Source organism: Marinobacter sp. MMG032, assembly GCF_040112695.1.
Classification (GTDB): Bacteria; Pseudomonadota; Gammaproteobacteria; order Pseudomonadales; family Oleiphilaceae; genus Marinobacter; species Marinobacter salsuginis.
On sequence record NZ_CP157802.1, the window covers coordinates 267,033 to 290,259 of the forward strand.

The window sequence follows — 23,227 nt, forward strand, 5'->3', positions numbered from 1 at the left end:
TGGGAACAATGAAAAAGAACATGATGAGTTTGGCTCTGGCTACGGCCATGGCAGCCAGCGGTGCCGCGCAGGCAAATATTTCCGGCGACGCGGTTAATATTGGCGTACTGACCGATATGACCGGCCTCTACTCGGCTGTAGGCGGCGCTGGTGCGGTTACAGCCACAGAGATGGCGGTGGAGGACTTCGGCGGTGAAGTGGCCGGCAAACCGATCAACGTTGTGAGTTCCGACCACCAGAACAGGGCCGACATCGCTTCGTCCAAGGCCCGTGAATGGATCGACAATGAAGGCGTTGATGTCATCGTCGAGATGCTCAACTCCTCCGTCGCTATTGCCGTGCAGAAGCTGGCATCCTCGAAAGGCGTGGTGACAATCAACACCGGTGCCGGCACGACCGCACTGACCAATGAAGAATGTGCCCCCCTGGGCATCCACTATGTTTACGACACCCACGCGCTGCCCGTGGGCACCGCGACCGCCATTGTCGAGAACGGCGGCGAGAACTGGTACTTCATCACAGCCGACTACGCCTTCGGCCAGTCCCTGGAAAAAAACACCTCGGATGTCGTCAAAGCAAATGGCGGGAACGTCGTCGGCTCCGTCCGTCACCCACTGAGCACTACCGACTTCTCCTCCTACCTGATCCAGGCACAGACGTCCGGTGCGGACGTGGTCGCCCTGGGTAACGCTGGCACCGATTTCACCAACGCCGTCCGGCAAGCCGGAGAGTTCGGTATCACTGACACCCAGACTCTCGCCGGGATGCTGGTCTTCATCAGTGACGTCCATGCCCTGGGCCTGGAAACCGCGCAAGGGCTGCAGTACACCTCTGCGTGGTACTGGGATCAGAATGATGAAGCTCGCGCCTTCGCCGAGCGTTTCCTTGAGCGCACCGGGTCAATGCCCAGCATGGTCCAGGCCGGCCTGTACTCCGCGGTCACTAACTACCTGAAGGCTATTGAAGAGACCGGTACCGACGAAGGCAAGACCGTGCGTGCTTACTTCGGCGAAACCACCATGAATGACATGTTCCACAAGAACGCCACAGTCCAGCCGAACGGCCGCGTCATTCATGACATGTACCTTCTCAAGGTCAAGACCCCTGGCGAATCCAAACAGCCGTGGGATTACGCCACCATCGAGGGGACCATCCCTGGCGACAAGGCATTCATCCCGCTGTCGAAGAGCACCTGCTCGCTGCTGAAGTAACGCCAAGGATCCAACGGGGGCTATTTCCATGAGTCTTTCAATCGATGCCATTCTTGCCCAAGCCATGCTTGGGCTCACCAATGGCGCTTTTTACGCAATACTGAGCCTCGGGCTGGCGGTTATCTTCGGCTTGCTGAACATAATCAACTTTGCCCATGGGGCCATGTACATGTTGGGCGCCATGGTTGCCCTGATCGGATATTCCTATCTGGGCACCTGGATCGGCTTTCCGGAACTGCAAACCGGGTTCTGGTGGGCTCTGGCCTTAGCCCCCCTGGTTGTAGCCATCTTCGGGATGATCATCGAGCGGACAATGCTCAAACGTCTGTATCAGCTTGATCATCTCTATGGACTGTTACTCACCTTCGGTATTGCCCTGGTGCTCCAGGGCTACTTCCTCAACTATTTCAGCACTGGCGGAACGCCGTACCCTGCCACCCCGAGCCTGCTCAAAGGCGCGGTAGACCTGGGCTTCATGTATTTCCCCACCTACCGACTGTTCGCCATTATCGCCTCGCTGGCGGTTTGTTTCGCGACCTGGTATGTGATCGAACGCACCAAGATTGGCGCCTTGCTGCGCGCCGGAACGGAGAACCCGGGCCTGGTTCAGGCTTTTGGGGTCAATGTTCCTCTGATGGTGACGCTGACCTACGGCTTCGGTGTGGCCCTGGCTGCTTTCGCCGGGGTGGTAGCGGCGCCCATCTATTCTATCAGCCCGCTGATGGGCGCGGACCTGATCATTATCGTGTTCGCCGTTGTAGTCATCGGCGGCATGGGTTCGATTATGGGCGCGATCGTCACTGGCCTTTCCCTGGGCATGATCGAGGGCCTCACGAAAGTAATCTATGCCCCTGCAGCCAACACAGTCATTTTCCTGCTCATGGTGCTGGTCTTGTTGGTACGCCCGGCCGGCTTATTCGGAAAGGAGCGCTAAACGATGAATCGCACACTTTGGGTGATACTGGTTGGCGCATGCCTGATTGCGCCTTTCTTCGTGTATCCAGTCTTCCTCGCGAAGCTGCTGTGTTTTGGGTTGTTCGCGTGCGCCTTCAACCTTTTGATTGGCTACACCGGATTGCTCTCCTTTGGCCATGCCGCGTTTTTCGGAAGTGCGGCTTATGTCTGCGGTTACCTTGCCCGTGATGTGGGACTCACGCCTGAACTGGCCATACTCAGCGGTGGCCTGGCAGCCGGCGCAATAGGCTATGTCTTCGGCGCCCTGGCCATCCGTCGACAGGGTATTTATTTCGCCATGATTACCCTGGCCCTGGCGCAAATCGTGTTCTTCATCGCTCTCAAAGCACCCATCACCGGCGGTGAGGACGGCCTTCAGGGGGTGCCACGGGGTAGCGCGCTGGGCCTGATCGACCTCAATGACACCATGGCCATGTATTACTTCGTGATGACCGTGTTCCTGGCCGGTTTCTGGCTGATCGCACGCATCGTCGATTCGCCCTTCGGGCAAGTGCTCAAGGCCATCCGGGAGAACGAGCCCCGGGCGCTGTCACTGGGTTTCAACGTCTCCCGCTACAAGCACATGGCCTTTGTACTGTCCGCGGCGCTGGCTGGCGTGGCGGGCGCTACCAAAACTATCGTGTTCCAGTTTGCCTCGCTTCCAGACGCTTCCTGGCACCTGTCTGGCGAGGTGGTACTGATGACGTTGCTGGGCGGGCTTGGCACCATTCTCGGCCCACTGGTCGGCGCCTTCACCGTCGTGACGCTGCAATCTGAGCTCAGCGGGTTCGGTTCCTGGGTAACGGTCGCCATCGGCCTGACGTTCATTGTCTGCGTGCTCCTCTTCCGTCGAGGTATCGTTGGCGAACTTGAACACCTTTTCCGGAAGCGCTTAGGTTCGGTGAAAGTCGAGCAGAAGCCTGCTGTTCGCGCTGAATCCAGAACGGAACCTTAACAACGAACAGTGCCCCTTGACGCCAGTCAGGGGCACAGAGCCAGGTTGTCCGGCATGCCGGACTGATCTGTCCGGCATTTCAGACAACAAACGACCAAAAGAAGAATTATTGTATTGATAACAGGACATTCTTGGACGCGCGGCGAAAACATCGTCCTGAAGAAGATAAACGATCCCGGAAAAACAGCCACTTGGGAAACTGGCATGGTTCCTGTATCAGAACCGGACATAACTATAAAAACTGCCTGAAGAACAATTCGTTAAAAACACTGTTTTTCACGTTTGCTCGGATAACAATAAGGAACAACTATGCGATTTCTCCTACTGGCACTGTTGCTGGTTAGCCCCCTGTGTTTTGCCAAAACCGTCGTTATCGTTCAAAGCTACCACATCGAATACAAATGGGATGCCGACTACATTGAAGCAGTCCGTTCGGTCCTTGGGAATGACCACGACATAAAGGTCTTTGAACTGGACACCAAACGCCTGCCTAAGCCCGCATGGCCAGACAAGGTGGCTGAAATTCAGGGCAAAATTGCCGAAGTGAACCCCGATGTTGCCATCCTGGGGGATGACAACGCGTTTTCACTGATGGCGGAGCATCTGGTGCAGCGCGAGATTCCGGTGGTCTTCCTGGGGGTGAATGGAGGCCCGGTTCAGCACCCTACCCTTGAGCACCCTCTGGTTACCGGAATACTGGAACGCCCCTTCTTCGCCGACAGTATCCGGCATCTGCGAAAAGTCCTTCGGCAGAGGGATCGCTTCCTGGTGCTGATGGATGACTCGCCCACCATGCGCAACGCGGTAAACGAATATTTCGGAGATAAACGCCAGGCCACTATTTACGGCTCGGACCTGGATATTGTCCTGACCAACGACCGGGATACCTGGCTGAAATCGGTGGTAAACGCTCATGAGCGCTACGACGCCGTGGTTCTGGGAACCCACCACACCATCCGGGACAAGGACGGCAACTACGTTATACCCCATGAACTGCTCAAGGAGGCCTATTACAGCGCCCAGCTTCCACTTTTCTCCTTCTGGGATATCTTCGTTGGTGAAGAACAAAGCATCGGCGGTTTCACCATCTCAGCCCAACAGGAGGGGCTTACGGCAGCAAGACTGGCCTCGCTAATCCTCAATGGCATGAGACCAGACCAGATACCGCAGCTGAAATCCCTCAGCGGCCATTATGTCTACAGCGAAAGCGGACTCGAGCACTGGAACCTTCAGCTATCGCCGCTGATCGCCAGTCAGGCGAACTTTGTAGAGTAGATTCATCGCTTTCCCGTTAACGACCGCTGCGCCGATCCCCAAAATCTGACGTAAAACTTCAGATTTGGTCGGCGCAGCCGATAAGAAACAAAACAAATTAATAGAAGGGCTACGCTTTGGCTTCCTCTTTCCTAAACTCCTTAGAAAGAAAATTAGGTGTTCCCGGCAAGTTATTAATTGCTCCCCTTTTTATTCTTTTACTGTTCGCTGCTGTCACGCTTTTCAGCGTTTTTGAATTCCAGGAACTGGATCAGAGAATGAACACGGTTGCCCGGGATTTGGCACCGGATACCGCGATAGGAACCGACTCGATCACCAGCGTCTATCGAATGAGACTTCGCGTGTTCGATTATTTTTCGACCGGAAACGAAAAGACCCTTGAACGCTTCGGTGAATCGGAGGCGGATTTCAGGGCGGTGATGGCAAAAGCCCAGGAAGACATCCAGGAGCCCGAGCGAGCCAAACTGGTTGATCGCATTGAAGAGACAACCAATCAGTACATTGATTCGTTCAGAAACGAACTGGTTCCAGCAAAGCGTCAGGTGCTCAGCATCATCGATGAGAAACTGGATGTGCATGGGCCGAACGCAACAAAAGCCCTCAGACTCGCTTTAAACGGCGTCGCCAATCGTGAACCAGACAGCGAATTGAGAGCTGGACTGGAACAGCTCCTGAACGATGCGCTGATCATGCGAATGACTGCTCAGCGCTATCTGGCGACTGGCGACGAGGACTCGCAAAAGGCACTGGGATGGGCCATCGAGGACCTGTCTGATGCATTGGAACTGATTGACGCTGCAAACGGTCCGGAATTCGTTCAGGTGTACCTCAATACCGTCGTCGAGGAGCTGGAAGCATACAGAACCGGCGTTCAACAGATGCTGGAACAACAGAGTATCCTGGTGAGCGTCAAAGCCCAGAAGCTGGATGTCCTTGGGCCGGAAATTGCTAGTATGGCACGGCAACTTGAAAGCAGTATCTTCGCGTCGTTGGATCAGGAAGCGGATGAAGCGACGGCAGAAACATCCCTCGCACTCAAATTCACTCTCGCCGCGTTCACAGTGTCTGCGGTGCTCGGGCTGATCGTTGCGGTGTTAATGAGCCGTTTGATGGGCTCCAGTGTTAAACGTGCGAAAACCGAAATCCTCGGCTATCTCGACGACATCGCCAACAATAACGGCGACTTGTCCACCAGGCTGACCCCGGGTCGCCCGGACGAAATCGGTGATTTCATTGGTGCCGTCAACACCTTCCTGGAAACCCTCGAGAAGACAATCTCGCAAATCGTGAGGGCTTCCCGCCAGCTTACTGGCGAGTCGGAATCCCTCTCCGGCATCACCAAGCGCACCACCGCCAACTCCGAGCAGCAGCGCGATCAGATCACTCAGGTGTCCGCCGCCATGCAGGAGATGGTCTCGACCTCTGAAGAAATCGCTTCGAACACCAGCGAAACTGACGAATCCGCCCGCAAGGCAGCTTCTCTTGCCGATTCCGGCCAGGAAACCGTTGGCTCTGCCATCAGAGCAGTCACTAACCTTGCCAATCAGGTAGAAAAAGGATCGACGCGCATCCAGCAGTTGGAAAATGAGTCAGCCGAGATTGGCAATGTGCTTGCGGTGATTCAGAGCATTGCCGAACAGACCAACCTCCTGGCCTTGAACGCCGCCATCGAAGCGGCCCGCGCCGGCGAGGCAGGACGGGGGTTTGCCGTGGTTGCCGATGAGGTTCGCGGGTTGGCCAAACGGGTGCAGGAATCAACCGTCGATATCGAGCGCATTGTGTCACAGCTTCAAAGTGGCGCGGCCGGTGCAGTCGTTGACATGAGCAAGGCCAAGCAGATGGCAGAAGAGGCCAGCGAGGAGGCGAGCAAGTCCGGCGAAGCACTGACCGATATTCTCGCCGCGGTCAACAGCATCGTCGAAATGACAACCCAGATAGCCAGCGCCACCGAACAGCAGAGAGCCACGGCATCAGAGATGACTCAAAATGTGGAGATAAGCAGCGGTGCCATTGAAGAACTCGCCGGGGATATCTCCCAGGTAAACCATTCAAGCCAGTCGCTGGCCACCATGGCTGATGAGTTGAACACTCTGGTGAGACGCTTCCGCGCCAGTGAATCCTGAGCGGACAATGGTTGCAGATGTTAACCACTTCACGAGAGCGTCCATAATTACCTGATACCTTGGGGCTTCAAGTTACACAATGTAACCGGAAACGGACTGCCCGGAGGTATCCCGCAATGACGCGCTCTCAATCATCCCGGAAGCCAGGCGTACGCAGCCCTGTCGTCGCCATGCTGACAGCGGCTGCCGGCCTTGGCACTGCTCAAGCCGCCGAGCCAGAGAAAGTCATCTTCGCCGCAGAGAATGCGCTTTATGGGGCCGGCCATGATATCGGCCGCGCGGATGGTTGGATCGATGAACAACTCCGAATGGCCATACGCGCCTATCAAGGTAAGAATGGGCTGCAAACCAACGGCAACCTGGATGCAGCAACACTGGAAGCACTCGGCGTGAGCAAAACCTCGAGCGCAACCATCGCGGCAAATTCGGTCGGCAGTCGAAAGGCATCAATGGCAAAGCTTGGTTTGTCCCTGCCCGAGCCAGCACCCGATTCTCCTGCCGTTGCCAGAGCTGAACCGAAGCCAGAGCCTGCGCCCCAACCTGTCGCGACACCCACCCGAACTCCTTCCGAGCAGGTCGCTCAAACACCCTCAACTGATATTAAAACGACGGAAAAACAAGTCGATACTGCAGATACTTCTAAACAACCTGAAGTTGCGATCGAGGAAATGACGCCCTCAGAACCCCAAGCCCCAACGCCAGATCCCACGCCGAAACCTGTGGTCGCCGAAGTAACAACACCGGAAGTCACCGAAGAACCAGACCCGGTGCTGGCCCAACTCCCTACGGAACCGACCAGCGCGGGATACGCCGAGCCGGAAGCGACGGATACCAGGAAAGCCCAGCCAATCGAGGAAGAGACTACTGCATCAACACCCACGGCTGCCGAGAAACCTCAGAGCACCGGGGGCGGCTTTTTCAGCAAGTTGTTCGACTTCTTTTTCGGTTGGCTGGTATGAGCGTCAGCTCTGCAACCGGTCTTTGAAGACCTTCCAGTCGATCACGTTGCCTTCAGAGTCGAAATGGACATAACCACGAAAACTGGGGTCATCTTCCCAGGCTTTCACAAAGCCGACGGTTTCACCGTCATCTGAAACGATTTCAAAGGCTTCACTGTGGGCCCTGGCCATTTCTTTGTCGGGATCTGTGTCAGAACGTCTGAGGCTTACGGAAGAGTCTAGAGGTAAGGTGCTTTGAAGGAATTCCTGGATCATCGTCAAGCTCTCCTTTCGGGGTGAACCGGTCTGGTTCTGGAGGCAGCGTAACTATAAGCTGATCCGCTAATAGAGAATACAGATTCAGATCAATTTTCTTAGACTTTTTCGAGATAAAAATACTTTAAGAACAAGGGCATATTTCATTATTGTGACAACATGTAACCTTCCGGACCGGTTATTTTTCAACCAACTCAGAAGGTTACCTTAGCCACATTCGATCGCGTCTACCGATCAGAATTTCCAGAACGGGGTGCTCAATTTCTGTTCAACGAGCTCCGGGGAAAATCCCACATCGTTCAGCAAACGGCGATCCATTGTCATTACCAAATGGACAAAGTTGCGCTTCATCCGCCAGCCTTTGTAAAGAGAAGCAGCTCTTTTCATTTCATTACTCCTTAGTCAACCCAGAATTCGGTCGGTAAAACCGGGACCTTGTTTAATTAGGATCCTATTCTAGGCTTGACAAGGAGTTTTCTGAATACTTGGAAACCCCTATAAACAGGGGCTCCCAGCATTTTAGCGTTTCAGAATGGTGTCATTTTAATTGCAGTTTCATGACGCCTTGGCGTTTGAAATCAGCACCTGGTAAAGGTCGTCCTTGAGCTGTGCCCGCTTCTGCTTCATGCGGTGCAATTTGTCGTCGCCGATGGGAGAGTCCCTCTTTTCCAGCCCTTCAATTTCGTGATCAAGATGCGTGTACTCCTGAAGCTTTTCATTGAACTTCAGATCATTGCTCTTGAGTTCCTGGATAAGGTCTTTGTACTGGGGGAATTCTACGTGAAGCTCGTGGCTGGAAATGCCCATCGTTATACGCTCCTTTTGTTTGCAGAGTGTTGATCAAAGCTGATCACCTTCAGCATAGACGAGCGTGCCAGTTTCTGGGCGTCTTTGACAAATCGCTAATTACGCACGACGTTGCATGGGTATAGCATGTCAGAACGTTATCCAGTTACGCCTCGGGACACTTGCGAATGACCTTTGCACGAATTACCGGCACCGGTTCTTACCTGCCTGACAACATTGTTACCAATAAAGACCTCGAGAAAATGGTCGACACCACCGACCAGTGGATTCGCGAGCGCACGGGCATTGAAAGGCGGCACATCGCCATCGAAGGCCAGACCACGGTAGACCTTGCCGAGCAGGCTGCAAAGAATGCCATTGACGCGGCAGGCATCAAGGCTGAAGACATTGACCTGATCGTGTTTGCCACCTCCACGCCAGACAAGATCTTTCCGAGCTCCGCCTGCATCCTGCAGGCCCGCCTGGGAATCCATGGCTGCCCTGCCTTCGACATTCAGGCCGTATGTAGCGGGTTTGTCTACGCCCTTTCAACCGCCGACAAATTCATCAAGACCGGAAGCAGCAAAAAAGCGCTGGTTATCGGCGCTGAGGTGTTTTCCCGCATCATTGACTGGGACGACCGGGGAACCTGTGTTTTGTTCGGTGATGGCGCCGGTGCTGTGATCCTGGAGGCCGATGAGGAAACCGGCATCCTGTCTACCCACATCCACGCGGATGGTCAGTATGAAGATCTGCTGCACGTACCCTGTGGTATCTCGGACAACTACGATCAGGTAAAAGCCGGACGCGCATTCGTTGAGATGAAAGGCAACGAAGTGTTCAAGGTGGCGGTCAACACGCTCGGGAAGATCGTTGACGAAACCCTGGCCGCCAACCAGATGCAGAAATCGGAAATCGACTGGCTGGTCCCCCACCAGGCCAATCTCCGCATTATCTCGGCGACGGCAAGGAAACTGAACATGTCTATGGACCAGGTGGTCGTTACCGTCAATGAGCACGGCAACACCTCAGCTGCATCCATTCCCCTGGCCCTTGATGTAGCGGTAAGAGACGGTCGCATCAAGCGCAATGAAGTACTGCTGCTGGAAGCGTTCGGCGGCGGCTTCACCTGGGGCTCAGCGTTGCTGAGATACTGAGTCAGCCTACGCACACCCGGTTGCGCCCCGATTCCTTGGCTTCATAAAGGGCTGAATCGGCTCTATCGACCAGCCCCTCGGGCGTGACCTCCGTTGCCACGCCCGTTGTGGTTAGGCCAAGGCTGATGGTGACGTACTCTGCAACTGAAGACAGCTCGTGGGGCATTGCCCGTTCAAGAACCCCTTTTCGACAGGACTCCGCAATCACCCCGGGATCGGCAGTGTCCGGCAAGATGATTGCGAATTCCTCACCGCCATACCGTGCGACCAGGTCCCCGGGCCTCTTTGCCATATCTCTCAGAATGCTCGCGACCTCTTTCAGACAAGCATCGCCTGCCGGGTGACCATATTCATCGTTGTATTCTTTGAAAAAATCGATATCGATCATGATCAAAGACAACCGGGTACCGTCTCGCCCCGCCCGCCTGACCTCTCGCTCAAGCACGGTATCGAAATGTCGCCGATTAGCGAGCCCTGTCAGGGCATCCGTGAGTGAAATCTGCTCCAACTGGGCCTTTGCATCCGTCAACGCCAGGTTGCGCCTGGCACCTGCCAGGAAATACCCGACAACAACGCACACAAGAACAATGCCGGAAGAGGCCACAAACACTGGCAGCAGGCCGCGTTTTTCGCGAATCAAGCGGGCAGACGGAACCGCTTCGACGGTCCACTGACGACCCGCAATCTCGAATTCTCCCGCCCGGTATCGATTATCGTACTGCCATGATTCGGCCGCCGGATCCCCGGATCTGAAAAGCAGCGTCTCATCACCCCCCGTTCGATCAATCACTTCCAACAGAAGATCGCTTCCAAGCTCACTTCCGACCGCTTGCCCAACCAGCTCTCCAACCCGGAAAACACCGTTGATAAAGCCGGAATGATAAGCTTCGGAGTCACCTTGCCCAGCCATGGCGCCCGGCTCGACCCTATACAGAGGCGCAAACACCAGAAACCCTTTTTGATTCTCCGGTTCCTGAACCAGACGGATTCCTGCCGTCGCCACCATTTCACCGGTCGCCTTTGCCCGGTCAAGCGCCTCGAAGCGGGAGCCTTCACTGGCAAGATCAAATCCAAGCGCCGCCCGGTTATCAAAAAGCGGCTCAATGAACTGAACGGGCACGTACTGCGCTCTCGAATTCACTGGAACCAGCCCGTCCGAACCTGCCTCGCGAACAGTGAAGTCCTCAAAAACCTCGCTTTGCTTGCGAGTGAATTCGCTGAGTTGGTCCTGCTCCAGCACAGGCGCCCAGGCAAACGCCTGGATGGCCGGGGATCGATCGAGGACGTTCCTCGTAAGTGTCTCGAAACGGGCCCGGGTCATTTCAGGCATGATTCCCACGGCTGACTTCAGCGCATAGAGAATCTCGAGGTTCAACAAAACCTCGCGTTCAATGCTATCGGAAAGTTGATCTATGTCCGCCTTGAACTCGAGCTCAACGGCTTTCGATTCCTCGATATAGAACAGTCTTCCAAGGGCAAGACTGATGACCACGCCTACGGTAAAAGCGACTGCGGCTGGCACAAATATTCGTCTTTTCGGGTAACCTGCTGCGGACAATCTGAACATCCTCTCGAGTCGCTGGAATTGGTACCAAAAGCCTGCAAAAACACTTGCTCAGATAGCTTTTACGTATCCCGGCATTCCCGGGATGTGAGGGAATGTAAATAAGCAGTGAAGCGTTCCTGAATGAGATTGGCACCCGAAAGGCCATTCGGTTAAACTGTATTTTTATACAGTAATAAGCAATCCCACTGCGAGGAAAGACCATGGCAGTACAAGCAGTCTACTTTTCTGATAGGGACGGCCTGGATATGGCACTGAAAAATCCTGAGACGATGCTGTTCACTTCAAAAGCCGAAGCCGACGCACGAGACAAAGTGCTCGAGTTGGCCGAAGAAATTCAGGTATTCCTGGGCCGCAAGGTCGAGGGGCTGGGTGACGACCTGGCCGAACGCTGCGCCATGGCCATCGCCGAGGATAAAGAACTGTTCCAGAAGGCCCTCAAAAAGCCAGAGCTTCTGAACGCGGATCAGTAAAAAACTTCAAGGGCGGCAGTCAGTTGCCGCCCTATTTTCACCCAACTTCTATCCATCTGCCATTGTCATAGCGCACGATTCCCTGGTCAGCCATTCGGTGCAGACTGACCCACTGGTTATCCACCAGCGCGGCTACATCCCGCTGGCGATGCAATACCGATTCGATTCGATCCGCTGGTGCATCAATAAGAACCGTCAGACGGACCGGTTCATGACGCCAATAGGTGCCGTCGTGCACAGACTGTAACGGCAGACCGATTCTCAAATGCGCGCCGTTGCCTTCGACCACACCCACATTACCCCCAACCACCGAATGCAGCAGCTTATTACCGGCACCGTAAACATCGGGAACCGTAACGGACGCGAAATACTGGAGGTTGATCCAGTTGGCGACCACCATGGGTGCCGCCAGTAGGGATTCGAGGAGAGCACCATCAGCGTCTTGAGCCGGGTCGTAGTCATGCAGGAATACCCGCCCCGTCAGGTCGCACCCCCGGGTTTTGTTTCGTTTGGCAAAAATGATGGCCGCGTTATTGGCCAGGCCCCACTCCGGGCGCACCTCAGACCAATCCCGGGTTCTGGTTTCCATAGCCTCCTCGAGGTTCGCATCGTCCAGACCATTCAGTTTCAATGGTGTGGCCCGCTCCTTCCGCACGCGAACGCCAGCCCCTGCAAACCCCGCTTCGAGATCCGCCAGCCTCTGTACATGGGAATCCGGAACCAGATGGCGATCGGCAATCGTTACTTTATCCGTCGCCGTGCAATGCTCGGCAGCGACCACCCATGTAAAGTCCGGGATCCTGATGCCCTCGTCTGCCAAGCCTGCCCGAACCTGTGGGTCGTTCAACAGGCGCGCCGCCAGCCGCGCGTTGACGCCACCACTCTGCCCACCGCAGGCACCACACTCCAGCCCGGCCTGGTTCGGGTTGTTGTCGGTATGACTTCCATGGCCAACCAGCGCCAGCAAAGGTGCAAAACCGTTGGTCAGAGACATGCCACGGAGCATATTTGCGACCAGCGCAACCTTTTGGGGATCCGACAGGGGGTCCCCGCCAAGACTGTGCACCAACCGGCCCTCGACGGCTTTTTCATCTTTCGCTCTATGGCCTTTTTTCAACGAGTCCTTCAGCAGCTTCCAGGCCCAGGCCAGACCGGTCGTTTCGACCAGCGTGAAGGTCGACAGGCTGGTGTATTTCGCCTTCCTCACCGATTCCCGGGCAATTTCTCTCTGATCCAGGGAGCGGTTCTCTGCCAAATCCTCGCGCAAGCTGCCCCTGGTATCGATCAACCGGTACGAGGCGGGCAACAGACCCGGCAAACGGCGAGCCGGCGCGAACGGTCCGTGCTGCTGGTGGTCAATTGGCATTCCGAAGAACCCGGCAAAGCCGAGGGTCTGAACCCCGGGATAAACCTCCTCCAGGTGGCGGCGCATGACTTCAGAGCGGACGTCAATACAGAATACGGCCTGGGCGTCCGGTCTTTCGCTTTCGTGATCGGATGCCGGTTGCTTCTCGTGACCAGCCGCGAGCGCGCTCCAGAGAGTGCGTTGATAGCCGATTTCAAAGGCACGTTGCCAGACCCAGAGCCTCGTGCGAATGTCGTGGTCTCCGTTGCGACGCGCCCGTGCTCTCTGCCTCTGCCACTCGTCTTTCTGGGCCGTTGTTGCGAAGGCAACACCGGCGGATTCCCATACCAGCATGATGGCCAGTATCTCCGCGCACCGATCCGATGAGCGGCCCTCAAGGCCGGCCCGCCAATCCTCACCCCGGCACCAGGACGCCCAGCCGTTCACCTTCAGCAACAGGCTGTGGCACAGGGCCTCAAGCTCTTCTCCGAAGACACCGATCCGATTCAGGGCGTCAGGAATGGCTTGGTCCATCTTGTCTGGCACGCTTTTGAAGAAGGCCCTTGCCCCTTTTAGGCCGGTACTGAAATCCAGAGAAAGGTCGCTGCGGACGGACTCCAGCCAAAACTGGAAAAGACCCGTTTCGGGGCTATCGCCAACAGCTGACCAGCGGCCCTGCCGCTGATCGAAGAAGGCGCCACACACACGCGACACCTGATCACGGGCGGTGTCGGCCACACCATCCTGATCGTCGCCGCTTGCCAACCTGTAGGTATCGAGTATGGAGCTTTTCAGGGGTGCTCTTGTGGAAGGTGCCCGACCAAGCCAATCCAGATACCATGCTGTGTTCTGCACATCGCCCCGTTCGGCGATGCTTGCCTGCAAATCCTCCCGCCGGATCCGACCACCTTGCCAGGCCTCCCGATAGAACTCTGTTGGCATAAGCATGCTGAATCCGCCGCGCTCGCCGAGTACCTGGTCAGCCCGCGAAGCCGGCAGGTGCCGCAGCCCCCAGAACGGATTCACCGCAATCCACTGGTCCAGGGGCCAGACTGGAGCGATAAGCTCGCATGCCTGCCGGAAAGGCTTTTGCCAGTCATCCGTCATTGCACGCAGATCCGGGACCGACTCGCTGACGCCACTCATGATCTCTCCTCCAGTCTGAACGGATGGTGGGGAACACGGTGAAACATGGCAGGCACCTTGAGGGCTTCCGCCGCCAGGTAATGCGTCAGCCGGTCAAACGGCAACTCAAGATAAAGCCCCTGACGGAAATGGACACACAGCGTTCGGGTTGCCGGAAAACGGGCCCCGAAAACGATCATCAAAGAAAAGACGGCCAACACCGCGATCATTGCGGACGCAACCGACCAGGCTGCAATGGGGATAACAAAGCCCTCGTGCACAGGCACTGCCGGGCCAACGAGGAAGTGCAGCAGCGAGTACAGGGGAACCAGCAGCACAGCCAGGCCTGCAAGCCTCAGCTTCAGCGCAGAGGTCGCTCCGGCCGGAATACCCATGGCAGCCGCGGAGACCGCCAACACCAACAAAGCTCCGAATACCGGGTTGTTCTCCACGATCCACGGAGCCAGAACCAGGATAGCGGCGGCCAACAGGCCGGTAGAACCGGCCCAAAACAGCCGACTGGCCGGCGACGATTCCGGAAATGGATTTGCCGCAGATACTGCCACGGTGCGACCGGAAGCCAGGAAAGAGTGTGCCTTGTACAGCGAGTGAGCCAGCAGATGCAGCAGAGCCAGGGTGTAAGCGCCCATACCGATCTCAAACAGCATGAACCCCATCTGCGCGCAGGTGGACCACGCCAGGGCATGCTTGACGGAGTACTGCGTCATCATGGTCAGGATCGCAACGATCGCTGTCATACCACCGAAGACCAGCAACACCATATGGCCGGCCGTAAAGCCGTCAAACACGGGGAACAGGCGCAGCCAGAGGAACCCCCCAAGGTTGATTACACCGGCGTGAAGCAACGCCGATACCGGCGTCGGCGCTTCCATTACGCGGATAAGCCAACCGTGAAAAGGAATCTGGGCGCACTTGAGTACTGCCGCCAGGGCCAGAACAACCGATGCCACAGTCAGGGCAGTGGATCCGCCTTCACGGGCGGCCTCAGCCTGAACCATTTCCGGCAGGTAAAAGGTGCCGTAGTGAAGATACAGGGCCACCACACCGGAGATGACCAGTGCATCGCCTACCCGACTGACAATAAACTTCTGCACTGCCGCCATACGGGCCTGGGGGCGGTCCTGGTAGAGGGTCAGCAAATGATGCAAGGCCAGACTGACACCAATCCAGGCGCCCGCAAGAATCAACAGGTGGTTGGTGAATACCAGGATCAGGACAGAGGCAACGGTGACCAGAAACCAGGGGAAAAACCGGTCGCGGCCGGGATCCTGGCTGAGGTAGTTGTTCGCGAACCGCAGTATCACCCAACCGATAAAGGCCACCATGAGCGCCATCCAGACTGCAATACCGTCCGGGTAGAGACCGTATCGACTCCCCAGGTTCGCCAAGGTATTACTGTTTCCTCCAACGCTGGCCTGCAACAAAAGCAACACGCCCACCGTCAGAGACGCAGCCATAGAGGACACCAGTAGCCATCCGGCTACTCTCCAGCAGTGGTTCAGCTTCAGCGGGCTTTTCAGCCAGCCACTCAACCCTGCCAGTACGAAAAGACTCACCGGAAGCAGCAGCCAGATTGCGAGGATCAATAGCGATGACGATTCAGCGATTGGGTGCATATCAGCAAACCTCCTGTTTGCCAGTACTTTGCCTTGACCAATCACATATAAAAAATGGTTTATACTGATCACTTCATTCTTTTTTTGAGAACGAAAAGCCATGAAACTCAACTACCACCATCTCTACTATTTCTGGAAGGTTGCCCGAACCGGCCATCTGACCCGCGCCGCCGACTCGTTGCATATTTCCCAGTCCGCGCTGTCCGGACAGATCCGGAAGCTGGAAGAGAGCCTGGGGCATGACCTTTTTATCCGTGAGGGGCGGCGCCTCAAGCTGTCTGAAGCGGGGCGCATGGCTTTTTCATACGCAGAAGAGATTTTCCGACAGGGTGAGGAACTGACAGCGTTGTTTGCCTCTGGCGCCCAGCCCAATCGGGAAATCCTGAGGATCGGGGCGGTCGCTACCCTTTCCCGGAACTTCCAGGAGGGTTTTCTCCAACCCCTCCTTAATCGCGAGGATCTGGAACTCAGCTTGCAAAGCAGTCACATCGATGAATTGCTGCGGCGGCTTTCAGCCCACCGGCTGGATTTGATCCTTGCCAACCAGTCGGTACACGGCGACGAGCAGAATCCGTGGCGGTCGCGTTTGATTGCAAAACAACCGGTCAGCATCATTGGCCCCCGGGGGGTGGATGTTCAGGGTGATTTTGTCGACGTGCTGCGCGGCAGGAGCCTGATCGTTCCCGGGCCCGACAACAACATACGCCAGGCCTTTGATCAGCTGTGCGAATACCACCGGCTACGCCCGAGCATCGCCGCGGAAGTAGACGATATGGCCTTGATGCGACTGCTGACCCGGGACACCGGCCACTTTGCCATCATGCCGCCGGTGGTCGTGCGGGACGAAATGAGAAGCGGTGCTCTGGCGGATTACGGCGCTCTGCCCGGCGTTTTCGAGGAATTCTACGCCATCAGTATCCGACGCCAGTTCGAGACGCCGGCGCTTCGGGAACTGCTGTCTCAAACCGAGGACAGTTTCCTGAGCCGCACGCCGATTGGTCATTCTGACTAGCCCGTGTGGCGAGAAATGTCATCCCTACCGGGTGGTTACATGCGTATACTAACTTCGAAAGACCACAATAATAATGCCGGACACCTGAATATGACCCAAGCCAGTCGCCGTGAACACCCGTCCATTCTGATTATCGGCACCGGTTTCGGTGGCCTGGGAATGGCCATCAAACTGAAACTGGCAGGCTTCACCAACCTGACCCTGCTGGAAAAAGCCGACCGTGTTGGCGGTACCTGGCGCGATAACACCTACCCCGGCGCTGCCTGCGATGTACAGTCACACTTCTACTCCTACTCCTTCGAACCAAAGCACGACTGGTCGCGAAAATTCGGGTTGCAGCGGGAAATACTCGGCTACATGCAGCACTGCGTCGAGAAATACCGGCTTGACGATCACATCCGTTTCCAGGCGGAAGTACAGGAAGCCACCTTTGACGATCAATCGAACCAGTGGACGGTCACACTGGCTGACGGCGAGCAACTCACCGCGGACGTACTCATTACCGCCACCGGGCAGTTGAACCAACCTGCCTGGCCAAAACTCGACGGCCTGGATCGCTTCCAGGGCAAGATGTTCCACTCGGCCCGGTGGGATCATGACTACGACCTGACCGGTAAACGGGTGGCCGTTATTGGTACCGGCGCCAGCGCCATACAGTTTGTCCCGGAGATTGCACATAAGGTTGAACAACTGGATCTGTTCCAGCGCTCCGCAGCCTGGGTACTGCCCAAACCAGATCGGCCATTCAAGCGCTGGGAGCAGACGCTGTTCCAGAAACTGCCTCTCTGGGACCGCTTTTATCGTTACCTGATTTACTGGAAAAACGAGAGCCGGGCCCTGGCGTTCACCAAATTCAGTGGCCTGCTGGAGTATTACGCCAACCAGGCCAAACGTGAGGCGAGAAAGCGGGTATCGGACCCCGCCAAACTGAAAAAGATCATTCCCGACTACAAGATCGGCTGTAAGCGCATTCTGATTTCCAATGACTGGTATCCGGCCATCAACCGGCCCAACGTGAACCTGATTACCGACCCCATCGAGCGGATTGATGAAACCGGCGTGATCACCCGGGACGGTCACCACCATCCTGCAGATGCCATTATCTGCGGCACCGGTTTCCGGGCCTCGAAGTTTCTTTCGCCCATCCGGATAACCGGCCGTGACGGAAAAACCCTGAACGACGCCTGGCAGAATGGCGCCACAGCCTTCAAAGGCATTACCGTAAGCGGCTTCCCCAACATGTTTATGTTGTATGGCCCCAACACCAATCTGGCCCACAACTCGATCCTTTACATGCTGGAATCCCAGTTCCGATACGTCCTGGAATGTCTCGAAGCACTGGAAAAATACCCCCAATCCGCCATGGATGTGCGCCAGGACCGTCAGGACCGCTTCACCCAGGTGGTCCAGCAGGGCCTGGAAGATACGGTCTGGAGCTCCGGCTGCACGTCCTGGTATCTAGACGCCAACGGCCGAAATACGGTCAACTGGCCGGGATTCACCTTCACCTACCGGTTCGCTACCCGCCACGTAGACACCGCTGATTATCAGTTTCTCTATCCGGGGCAGCCCCCGGGCTAGGTGTCCGATTTCAACATTCCCTTGAAGGCTGGCTTGATTCATAGGATGATTGGGTTATCGGTTTGAGGGATGATAAACACCATGCTGGAACGTATCCGCAAAGGCTCGCTGGTGGAAACCGCCATAGAGAGCCTCAGAAACGCAATCGAGAAAGGCGATTGGTCGGTGGGAGATCGCCTGCCCGTGGAATCGGAGCTGTCTGATTCCCTCGGAGTCAGCCGAAATACCGTGCGGGAGGCAGTTCGGGTACTTGTGCATGTAGGCATGCTGGAAACCCGCCAGGGCGATGGTACCTACGTGCGCGCCACTCGCGACGCCGGGGAAACCCTACGGAGGATTGCCCGCACCCAGCTGGCGGACCAGCTGGAAGTACGCATCATGCTGGAAACGGAAGCCGCCAAACTGGCCGCGGCGAGGCGAACCGACCGGGATCTGCAGCAGATGACCAAGGCCCTGGATGCGCGCGCCAGGGCGGGACAAAATCTTCAGGCCCGCATCCGCCACGATGAAGCCTTCCACCATGCCCTGGTCGCCGCGTCCCATAATTCCGCGCTGGTAGAACTGTACGATTACTTCTCCCACGCCGTCAGCCAGACCATAGAGCAGACCGAGACGGATACGGATCTTCCGGAGCCCTCCCAGGAAGACCACGAACTGCTGCTCGCCGCCGTCAGACGGCAGGATGAGAGCAAAGCCGAGACTCTGGCCCGGGAACTTCTTAAGCCAAGCCTGCAGGCGCTCAAGCGCAGGGAGTCCTGATTCATGAAATTCCGGATCGACACCTTTACCCTGCTGCTGCTAGGTGCCATCGTCCTGGCGACGTTCCTGCCGGCCACCGGCCAGGCCGGGGACGCCCTGGCAACCGCCGGAACCGTTGCCGTCGCCCTGCTCTTCTTCTTTCATGGCGCGGCACTTTCCCGGGAACAGATCATCGCCGGTGCCACTCACTGGCGACTGCACATCCTGATCACCTCGCTCACGTTCATCTTTTTTCCGCTGGCGGTGCTGCCGATCAACGGACTCAGCGACATTGCGCCTTCCTGGATGCCGAGGGATCTCGGGCTCGGATTCCTTTACTTGGGCGTGCTGCCGTCGGCGGTTTCTTCCTCCATCGCCTACACAGCAATGGCCAGAGGCAATGTACCCGCAGCCATCTGCAGCGCAGCCGCCTCCAATGTCTTCGGCATGATGCTGACGCCGTTCCTGCTGTTGCTGCTGGTGAGTACATCCGGTGGCGGGGATTTCTCCATTGCGGAGGCCCTCAAAGACATTATCCTGCAACTACTGCTGCCCTTTGCCGTGGGCCACGCCCTCAGGCCCTGGCTCGGAGGATTCCTGGGAAGAAATGAAACGCTGATGTCGCGCTACGATCAGTGCGTGATCTGGCTGATTGTTTACTCTGCCTTCTCGCATTCAGTGGAAAGCGGGCTCTGGGAGAACCTGCCGCTCCAGGCCATTCTGTTCGCCATCGCGCTGTGCCTGGGCTTGCTGCTGTTGTTTATGGTGTTTGCGAAATTCCTGGTGCGGCGATTTGGCTTCAGCCTGGAAGATGAAGCCGCGGTGGTGTTCTGCGGCTCGAAGAAGAGTCTGGCATCTGGCTTGCCGATGGCCAAAGTTCTGTTCTCGGGCCATCCCGGTTTCGGCATGATCGTGTTACCGATCATGTGCTACAACCAGATACAGGTGATTGTGGGAGCCATCCTGGCCCAGAAGTACCGCGAAAAAATTGAACGGGCAAACGCGAGCGAGACCAGCTAACCGGGACGGCGGAATTAACCGCCCCCCATTCCGCCAAACAGCGTGGCCAGGATCACCAGGCCGACAATCCAGCCAATAACCGCCGGCCAGAAATTCACCATCTGCGGAGGCTGGTCACCCTGCTCTTCTGCCATGCCGGGTTCCGGGTAGTTACGCTCGTCGGCTACTTCAGGAGCCTCCTCCATGCTGAACCAGTCAAACCACTCCCCCAGAAACTGGGCAACCGGGGCCGGAAAAGTTCCGTTTTCAGCCATTGGTCGCACCTGGGGCTCCAGTTGCCTGCCGATTTCACGTCGCAATTGCGGCTGATCGGCAGGCGGTTCGCAAAGAATGGCTTGCCAGATACCCGCATCCTTGCTTCTGGATGAGTCATTGAGCAGTGCCTTGATCTGAATAACAACCTCACGAACCACCTGCCCATCATTGGCATCCAGGGGACGTTCACTTGCCTCTTCTACCTCATGAGTCGTCTGGCCCGGCTGTGCAGTGTCGGCAGTCCGGGTTGCCGGCGCTGGCGCCTCACCCACCGCTTCCCGAAACGCCTGTTCCAGGCTTCTTGCCTCGCTTTCCGAAGCAAATTTGAGCTGTTGCTCATACGCATCCTGGATTCTCCGACGATCGTCGGTGGGTTCAATTCCAAGGATTTCCCAACAATTCATACAGCTGCCACTCCCGGGCCGAGATTCATTACATTTAAGAGAGACAAAACGTCTGTAGTCCCTTACGATAGGACCCAATGATAATAAAACCGCTTTATCCGTTTTTCTCGGCAGATTATAGAACGTCAACCATGCATCAATCGACCAAAACGGCAAGGATGGGTAAGCTCCATCCTCGCGCAGCGTGCTTCGGCCTCAGCCTTGCCCTGTCCGCTCTGCTACCAACCACAGCAGCCGGCCAAACCGATACCCCTGATTTCATACCCGGCTTACTTGCCCTGGAAGGCGAACAAAGCGAAATCCCCGAAGTCCTGACGACAACACGATTGCGCCAGTCAAAACTCCGGGTGCCCGGCACCACCACGATCATCACCGGAGACATGATTCGCGACCTCGGCATCATGAATCTCGTAGAGGCACTCCGGCTGGTTCCCGGCATGGTGGTTGGCCACTGGGGAAGCACCAATCCGGTTGCAACCTACCACGGTACCTCCCAGTACGAGCAGCGCCGGCTGCAGGTTCAGATTGACGGGCGAACGGCCTATCGAATCAGTCTGGCCGACGTCGACTGGCTGGGCATGCCGGTGGCACTGGAGAACATTGAGCGCATTGAGGTGAGTCGGGGACCGAATTCCGCCGCCTATGGCATCAATGCCTTTCTTGGCAGCATCAATATCATTACCCGCTCGCCGCAGGATACAGCCGGCGTGGAAGCCTACACCTCGGTCGGGTCCCGCGGACATCTGCGCACGTTTACGTCGGTGGGTGATGCCGACGCCGATAAAAGCTGGCGCCTGTCCTATGAAAAGCGGAAATCCAACGGTTTTGACAACCAAATTGATGGCGGAGAGGAAATCCCCTTCCAAGATGGCCAAGATATCAACAGCTTCAATTTCGACAGCGTATTTCGCATCGACCGCCAGCACTCCATTGACGTCCGGGCAGGCGTTCTGGACGGAGTGAATGAAGAAGATCTCGAGAAGTCGGGCAAGCTGGGAGCCACCACAAACCCGGACATCATCATGGACGATTACTACCTTCATGTGCGGTTCGATGGAGCGACCTCGCCTGATCATTTCTATCATATCCAGGCCAGTTACCAGAATCAGCGGCAGCGCCAGCGTTGGACCGTTGCCGCGCCTGCAGCGGAGATAAACGCACTGCTGCCGACCGGGTTCCCACCCTTCCCAGAGGACCAGGGACCGTTCATCGCTGACCTGAATGAAGACCTGGAAGAAACCCGGCAGGAAATCGAGCTCCAGGACACCATCATTTTCAGCGATCAGTTCAAGCTGGTCTCTGGCCTGGGCTATCGCAAGGACTCGTTCAATTCTGAGACCTTCTTTAACGGGCAAGGGAATAACTACCAATCCAGGGTATTCGCCAACGCCGAGTACTCGCCTTTCCGCTGGCTGACCTTCAACGCAGGCGGCAACTGGGAGCAGACCACAACCACCGATGAAGATTATTTCTCGCCCAGAGCCGCCGCGAACTTCATCCTGAACAATAACCATGCCCTGCGGTTTGTGTTTTCCCGGGCGGTACGCACACCGGACGCCTTCGAACAGAATCCGGACTGGGGCTATACGCCGACCAATGTTCAGCCACCCTTCGAGGCATTGGACGGCCAGCGAATCGAGGTCGAAAACCTCCTGGATCCAGCCACATCCACATACGGACAGAGGCTGGAGGAGGAATGGATCACCTCCAGGGAAATCAGCTACTTCGGGCAGTTCCATCTGGAAAGGGCCCTGCTCTCCGTGGAAGTACGCTACTTCAATGACGACTTCCGCGACATGATCAGCGGCGTCATCAACGAAGAAGAATGGTATATCGCCAACAACGTGGATCTGGAGCAGGAGGGCGTCGAACTGGAAACCTCCCTGGAATTCTCAGGCACCAAACTCCGAGCCACCTACGCCTATCTTGAACAGGAGGGCAGATACACGGGTGATCCCAACGCACTCCCGCTGAACAAACAGGAACGGGCTGTCGATCTTCTGGCCCGTCTGTCCGCCCGCGATTCCGGCAGCTTCGCCTGGATCCAGGATCTACCGAAGGGCTTCATGACGTCAGCGGCGATGTACTGGACCAATGAAGTCAGGGAAACCCGGTTCGAACGTGCCGATTTCCGTTTGGCTCGCCGGGTGGACAAAACAGATTACAGCTATATGCTGGCATTGACGATCCAGCATTACCTTAACGCCAAGCCATGGATCAGCCCGGATAACCGGATTGAAGATCACAACCAGTTCTTTGTTGAGGCTGGTATTCGTTTCTGAATTTAACAAGGAAAGCATGAGCCCTGGACGGTATGGAGCGAAGGTCAGGCACGAATCACCCTAATCGGCCCGGAAGCCGAATCCAGGGTCTTGTTCACAAGACCCTGTGGTTTCTG

General features: G+C 56.5%; 20 protein-coding genes. 13 read left to right on the forward strand and 7 right to left on the reverse strand.

The window, feature by feature from the left end; genetic code table 11:
* The first annotated feature begins 8 nt into the window (after positions 1 to 8).
* From ABNF92_RS01250 to ABNF92_RS01275, 6 genes are all read left to right on the forward strand, one after another.
* Positions 9 to 1,211 carry an ABC transporter substrate-binding protein gene (locus ABNF92_RS01250; protein ID WP_349343210.1) on the forward strand — a complete coding sequence of 401 codons (1,203 nt, stop codon included), beginning with the start codon at positions 9 to 11 and terminating at the stop codon, positions 1,209 to 1,211.
* A gap of 28 nt (positions 1,212 to 1,239) precedes the next feature.
* Positions 1,240 to 2,145 carry a branched-chain amino acid ABC transporter permease gene (locus tag ABNF92_RS01255; RefSeq protein ID WP_349343211.1) on the forward strand — a complete coding sequence of 302 codons (906 nt, stop codon included), beginning with the start codon at positions 1,240 to 1,242 and terminating at the stop codon, positions 2,143 to 2,145.
* Positions 2,146 to 2,148: 3 nt separating this feature from the next.
* The gene (locus ABNF92_RS01260; protein WP_349343212.1) at positions 2,149 to 3,120 is read left to right on the forward strand and encodes a branched-chain amino acid ABC transporter permease; all 972 of its coding nucleotides are present in this window, start codon (positions 2,149 to 2,151) and stop codon (positions 3,118 to 3,120) included.
* A gap of 309 nt (positions 3,121 to 3,429) precedes the next feature.
* Positions 3,430 to 4,395: an ABC transporter substrate binding protein gene (locus ABNF92_RS01265; protein WP_349343213.1), complete on the forward strand. Its 966-nt coding sequence runs from the start codon at positions 3,430 to 3,432 to the stop codon at positions 4,393 to 4,395.
* A gap of 257 nt (positions 4,396 to 4,652) precedes the next feature.
* Entirely contained in the window at positions 4,653 to 6,518 is a 1,866-nt protein-coding gene (locus ABNF92_RS01270; protein WP_349343214.1) for a methyl-accepting chemotaxis protein, read from the forward strand.
* 170 nt (positions 6,519 to 6,688) lie between these two features.
* A complete protein-coding gene (locus ABNF92_RS01275) occupies positions 6,689 to 7,477 on the forward strand; it encodes a peptidoglycan-binding protein (protein ID WP_349343215.1) in 789 nt (262 codons plus the stop codon).
* A 3-nt stretch (positions 7,478 to 7,480) separates the two neighbouring features.
* On the opposite strand, the gene ABNF92_RS01280 is transcribed toward ABNF92_RS01275, so the two are convergent.
* The 3 genes from ABNF92_RS01280 to ABNF92_RS01290 all read right to left on the reverse strand — a co-directional run bounded on the left by ABNF92_RS01280 (position 7,481) and on the right by ABNF92_RS01290 (position 8,539).
* Positions 7,481 to 7,732 carry a hypothetical protein gene (locus tag ABNF92_RS01280; protein ID WP_069185262.1) on the reverse strand — a complete coding sequence of 84 codons (252 nt, stop codon included), beginning with the start codon at positions 7,730 to 7,732 and terminating at the stop codon, positions 7,481 to 7,483.
* Between the two features lie 234 nt (positions 7,733 to 7,966).
* On the reverse strand, positions 7,967 to 8,119 hold the full coding sequence (locus tag ABNF92_RS01285; RefSeq protein ID WP_167352733.1) for a hypothetical protein: 153 nt from the start codon (positions 8,117 to 8,119) through the stop codon (positions 7,967 to 7,969).
* A gap of 168 nt (positions 8,120 to 8,287) precedes the next feature.
* Complete coding sequence (locus tag ABNF92_RS01290) at positions 8,288 to 8,539, reverse strand: DUF465 domain-containing protein (protein ID WP_136632255.1); 252 nt, start codon at positions 8,537 to 8,539, stop codon at positions 8,288 to 8,290.
* Between the two features lie 167 nt (positions 8,540 to 8,706).
* Between ABNF92_RS01290 and ABNF92_RS01295 the strand changes: the two genes are divergently transcribed.
* Positions 8,707 to 9,675, forward strand: a complete 969-nt coding sequence (locus ABNF92_RS01295) for a beta-ketoacyl-ACP synthase III (RefSeq protein WP_349343216.1) — start codon at positions 8,707 to 8,709, stop codon at positions 9,673 to 9,675.
* Between the two features lies 1 nt (position 9,676).
* Here ABNF92_RS01295 and ABNF92_RS01300 read toward each other — a convergent pair whose 3' ends face one another.
* Positions 9,677 to 11,197 (reverse strand): diguanylate cyclase, encoded by a 1,521-nt coding sequence (locus tag ABNF92_RS01300; RefSeq protein ID WP_291908687.1) that lies wholly within the window; start codon positions 11,195 to 11,197, stop codon positions 9,677 to 9,679.
* 245 nt (positions 11,198 to 11,442) lie between these two features.
* Between ABNF92_RS01300 and ABNF92_RS01305 the strand changes: the two genes are divergently transcribed.
* The gene (locus tag ABNF92_RS01305) at positions 11,443 to 11,712 is read left to right on the forward strand and encodes a YebG family protein (protein ID WP_069185266.1); all 270 of its coding nucleotides are present in this window, start codon (positions 11,443 to 11,445) and stop codon (positions 11,710 to 11,712) included.
* Between the two features lie 37 nt (positions 11,713 to 11,749).
* On the opposite strand, the gene ABNF92_RS01310 is transcribed toward ABNF92_RS01305, so the two are convergent.
* Both ABNF92_RS01310 and ABNF92_RS01315 read right to left on the reverse strand, forming a co-directional pair.
* On the reverse strand, positions 11,750 to 14,203 hold the full coding sequence (locus ABNF92_RS01310) for a DUF2309 domain-containing protein (RefSeq protein ID WP_349343217.1): 2,454 nt from the start codon (positions 14,201 to 14,203) through the stop codon (positions 11,750 to 11,752).
* The gene (locus tag ABNF92_RS01315; protein ID WP_349343218.1) at positions 14,200 to 15,819 is read right to left on the reverse strand and encodes an NADH-quinone oxidoreductase subunit L; all 1,620 of its coding nucleotides are present in this window, start codon (positions 15,817 to 15,819) and stop codon (positions 14,200 to 14,202) included. Before ABNF92_RS01315 ends, ABNF92_RS01310 begins: the two co-directional genes overlap by 4 nt.
* Positions 15,820 to 15,919: 100 nt before the next feature.
* Between ABNF92_RS01315 and ABNF92_RS01320 the strand changes: the two genes are divergently transcribed.
* The 4 genes from ABNF92_RS01320 to ABNF92_RS01335 all read left to right on the forward strand — a co-directional run bounded on the left by ABNF92_RS01320 (position 15,920) and on the right by ABNF92_RS01335 (position 20,170).
* Positions 15,920 to 16,831 (forward strand): LysR family transcriptional regulator, encoded by a 912-nt coding sequence (locus ABNF92_RS01320; protein WP_069185268.1) that lies wholly within the window; start codon positions 15,920 to 15,922, stop codon positions 16,829 to 16,831.
* Positions 16,832 to 16,921: 90 nt separating this feature from the next.
* A complete protein-coding gene (locus ABNF92_RS01325; protein WP_349343219.1) occupies positions 16,922 to 18,412 on the forward strand; it encodes an NAD(P)/FAD-dependent oxidoreductase in 1,491 nt (496 codons plus the stop codon).
* 81 nt (positions 18,413 to 18,493) lie between these two features.
* The gene (locus ABNF92_RS01330; RefSeq protein WP_222464436.1) at positions 18,494 to 19,171 is read left to right on the forward strand and encodes a FadR/GntR family transcriptional regulator; all 678 of its coding nucleotides are present in this window, start codon (positions 18,494 to 18,496) and stop codon (positions 19,169 to 19,171) included.
* A 3-nt stretch (positions 19,172 to 19,174) separates the two neighbouring features.
* Positions 19,175 to 20,170, forward strand: coding sequence for a bile acid:sodium symporter family protein (locus ABNF92_RS01335; protein WP_349343220.1), 996 nt, complete (start codon positions 19,175 to 19,177; stop codon positions 20,168 to 20,170).
* Positions 20,171 to 20,184: 14 nt separating this feature from the next.
* Here ABNF92_RS01335 and ABNF92_RS01340 read toward each other — a convergent pair whose 3' ends face one another.
* Positions 20,185 to 20,829, reverse strand: coding sequence for a J domain-containing protein (locus tag ABNF92_RS01340; RefSeq protein ID WP_349343221.1), 645 nt, complete (start codon positions 20,827 to 20,829; stop codon positions 20,185 to 20,187).
* A 131-nt stretch (positions 20,830 to 20,960) separates the two neighbouring features.
* Between ABNF92_RS01340 and ABNF92_RS01345 the strand changes: the two genes are divergently transcribed.
* Positions 20,961 to 23,111, forward strand: a complete 2,151-nt coding sequence (locus tag ABNF92_RS01345; protein ID WP_349343222.1) for a TonB-dependent receptor — start codon at positions 20,961 to 20,963, stop codon at positions 23,109 to 23,111.
* Positions 23,112 to 23,227 lie beyond the last annotated feature (116 nt).

Coding starts and splice junctions, on each gene's coding strand:
- ABNF92_RS01250 (WP_349343210.1), top strand. CDS start 9: ATGAAAAAGAACATGATGAGTTTGGCTCTGGCTACGGCCATGGCAGCC.
- ABNF92_RS01255 (WP_349343211.1), top strand. CDS start 1,240: ATGAGTCTTTCAATCGATGCCATTCTTGCCCAAGCCATGCTTGGGCTC.
- ABNF92_RS01260 (WP_349343212.1), top strand. CDS start 2,149: ATGAATCGCACACTTTGGGTGATACTGGTTGGCGCATGCCTGATTGCG.
- ABNF92_RS01265 (WP_349343213.1), top strand. CDS start 3,430: ATGCGATTTCTCCTACTGGCACTGTTGCTGGTTAGCCCCCTGTGTTTT.
- ABNF92_RS01270 (WP_349343214.1), top strand. CDS start 4,653: ATGAACACGGTTGCCCGGGATTTGGCACCGGATACCGCGATAGGAACC.
- ABNF92_RS01275 (WP_349343215.1), top strand. CDS start 6,689: ATGCTGACAGCGGCTGCCGGCCTTGGCACTGCTCAAGCCGCCGAGCCA.
- ABNF92_RS01280 (WP_069185262.1), bottom strand. CDS start 7,732: ATGATCCAGGAATTCCTTCAAAGCACCTTACCTCTAGACTCTTCCGTA.
- ABNF92_RS01285 (WP_167352733.1), bottom strand. CDS start 8,119: ATGAAAAGAGCTGCTTCTCTTTACAAAGGCTGGCGGATGAAGCGCAAC.
- ABNF92_RS01290 (WP_136632255.1), bottom strand. CDS start 8,539: ATGGGCATTTCCAGCCACGAGCTTCACGTAGAATTCCCCCAGTACAAA.
- ABNF92_RS01295 (WP_349343216.1), top strand. CDS start 8,707: ATGACCTTTGCACGAATTACCGGCACCGGTTCTTACCTGCCTGACAAC.
- ABNF92_RS01305 (WP_069185266.1), top strand. CDS start 11,443: ATGGCAGTACAAGCAGTCTACTTTTCTGATAGGGACGGCCTGGATATG.
- ABNF92_RS01310 (WP_349343217.1), bottom strand. CDS start 14,203: ATGAGTGGCGTCAGCGAGTCGGTCCCGGATCTGCGTGCAATGACGGAT.
- ABNF92_RS01315 (WP_349343218.1), bottom strand. CDS start 15,819: ATGCACCCAATCGCTGAATCGTCATCGCTATTGATCCTCGCAATCTGG.
- ABNF92_RS01320 (WP_069185268.1), top strand. CDS start 15,920: ATGAAACTCAACTACCACCATCTCTACTATTTCTGGAAGGTTGCCCGA.
- ABNF92_RS01325 (WP_349343219.1), top strand. CDS start 16,922: ATGACCCAAGCCAGTCGCCGTGAACACCCGTCCATTCTGATTATCGGC.
- ABNF92_RS01330 (WP_222464436.1), top strand. CDS start 18,494: ATGCTGGAACGTATCCGCAAAGGCTCGCTGGTGGAAACCGCCATAGAG.
- ABNF92_RS01335 (WP_349343220.1), top strand. CDS start 19,175: ATGAAATTCCGGATCGACACCTTTACCCTGCTGCTGCTAGGTGCCATC.
- ABNF92_RS01340 (WP_349343221.1), bottom strand. CDS start 20,829: ATGAATTGTTGGGAAATCCTTGGAATTGAACCCACCGACGATCGTCGG.
- ABNF92_RS01345 (WP_349343222.1), top strand. CDS start 20,961: ATGCATCAATCGACCAAAACGGCAAGGATGGGTAAGCTCCATCCTCGC.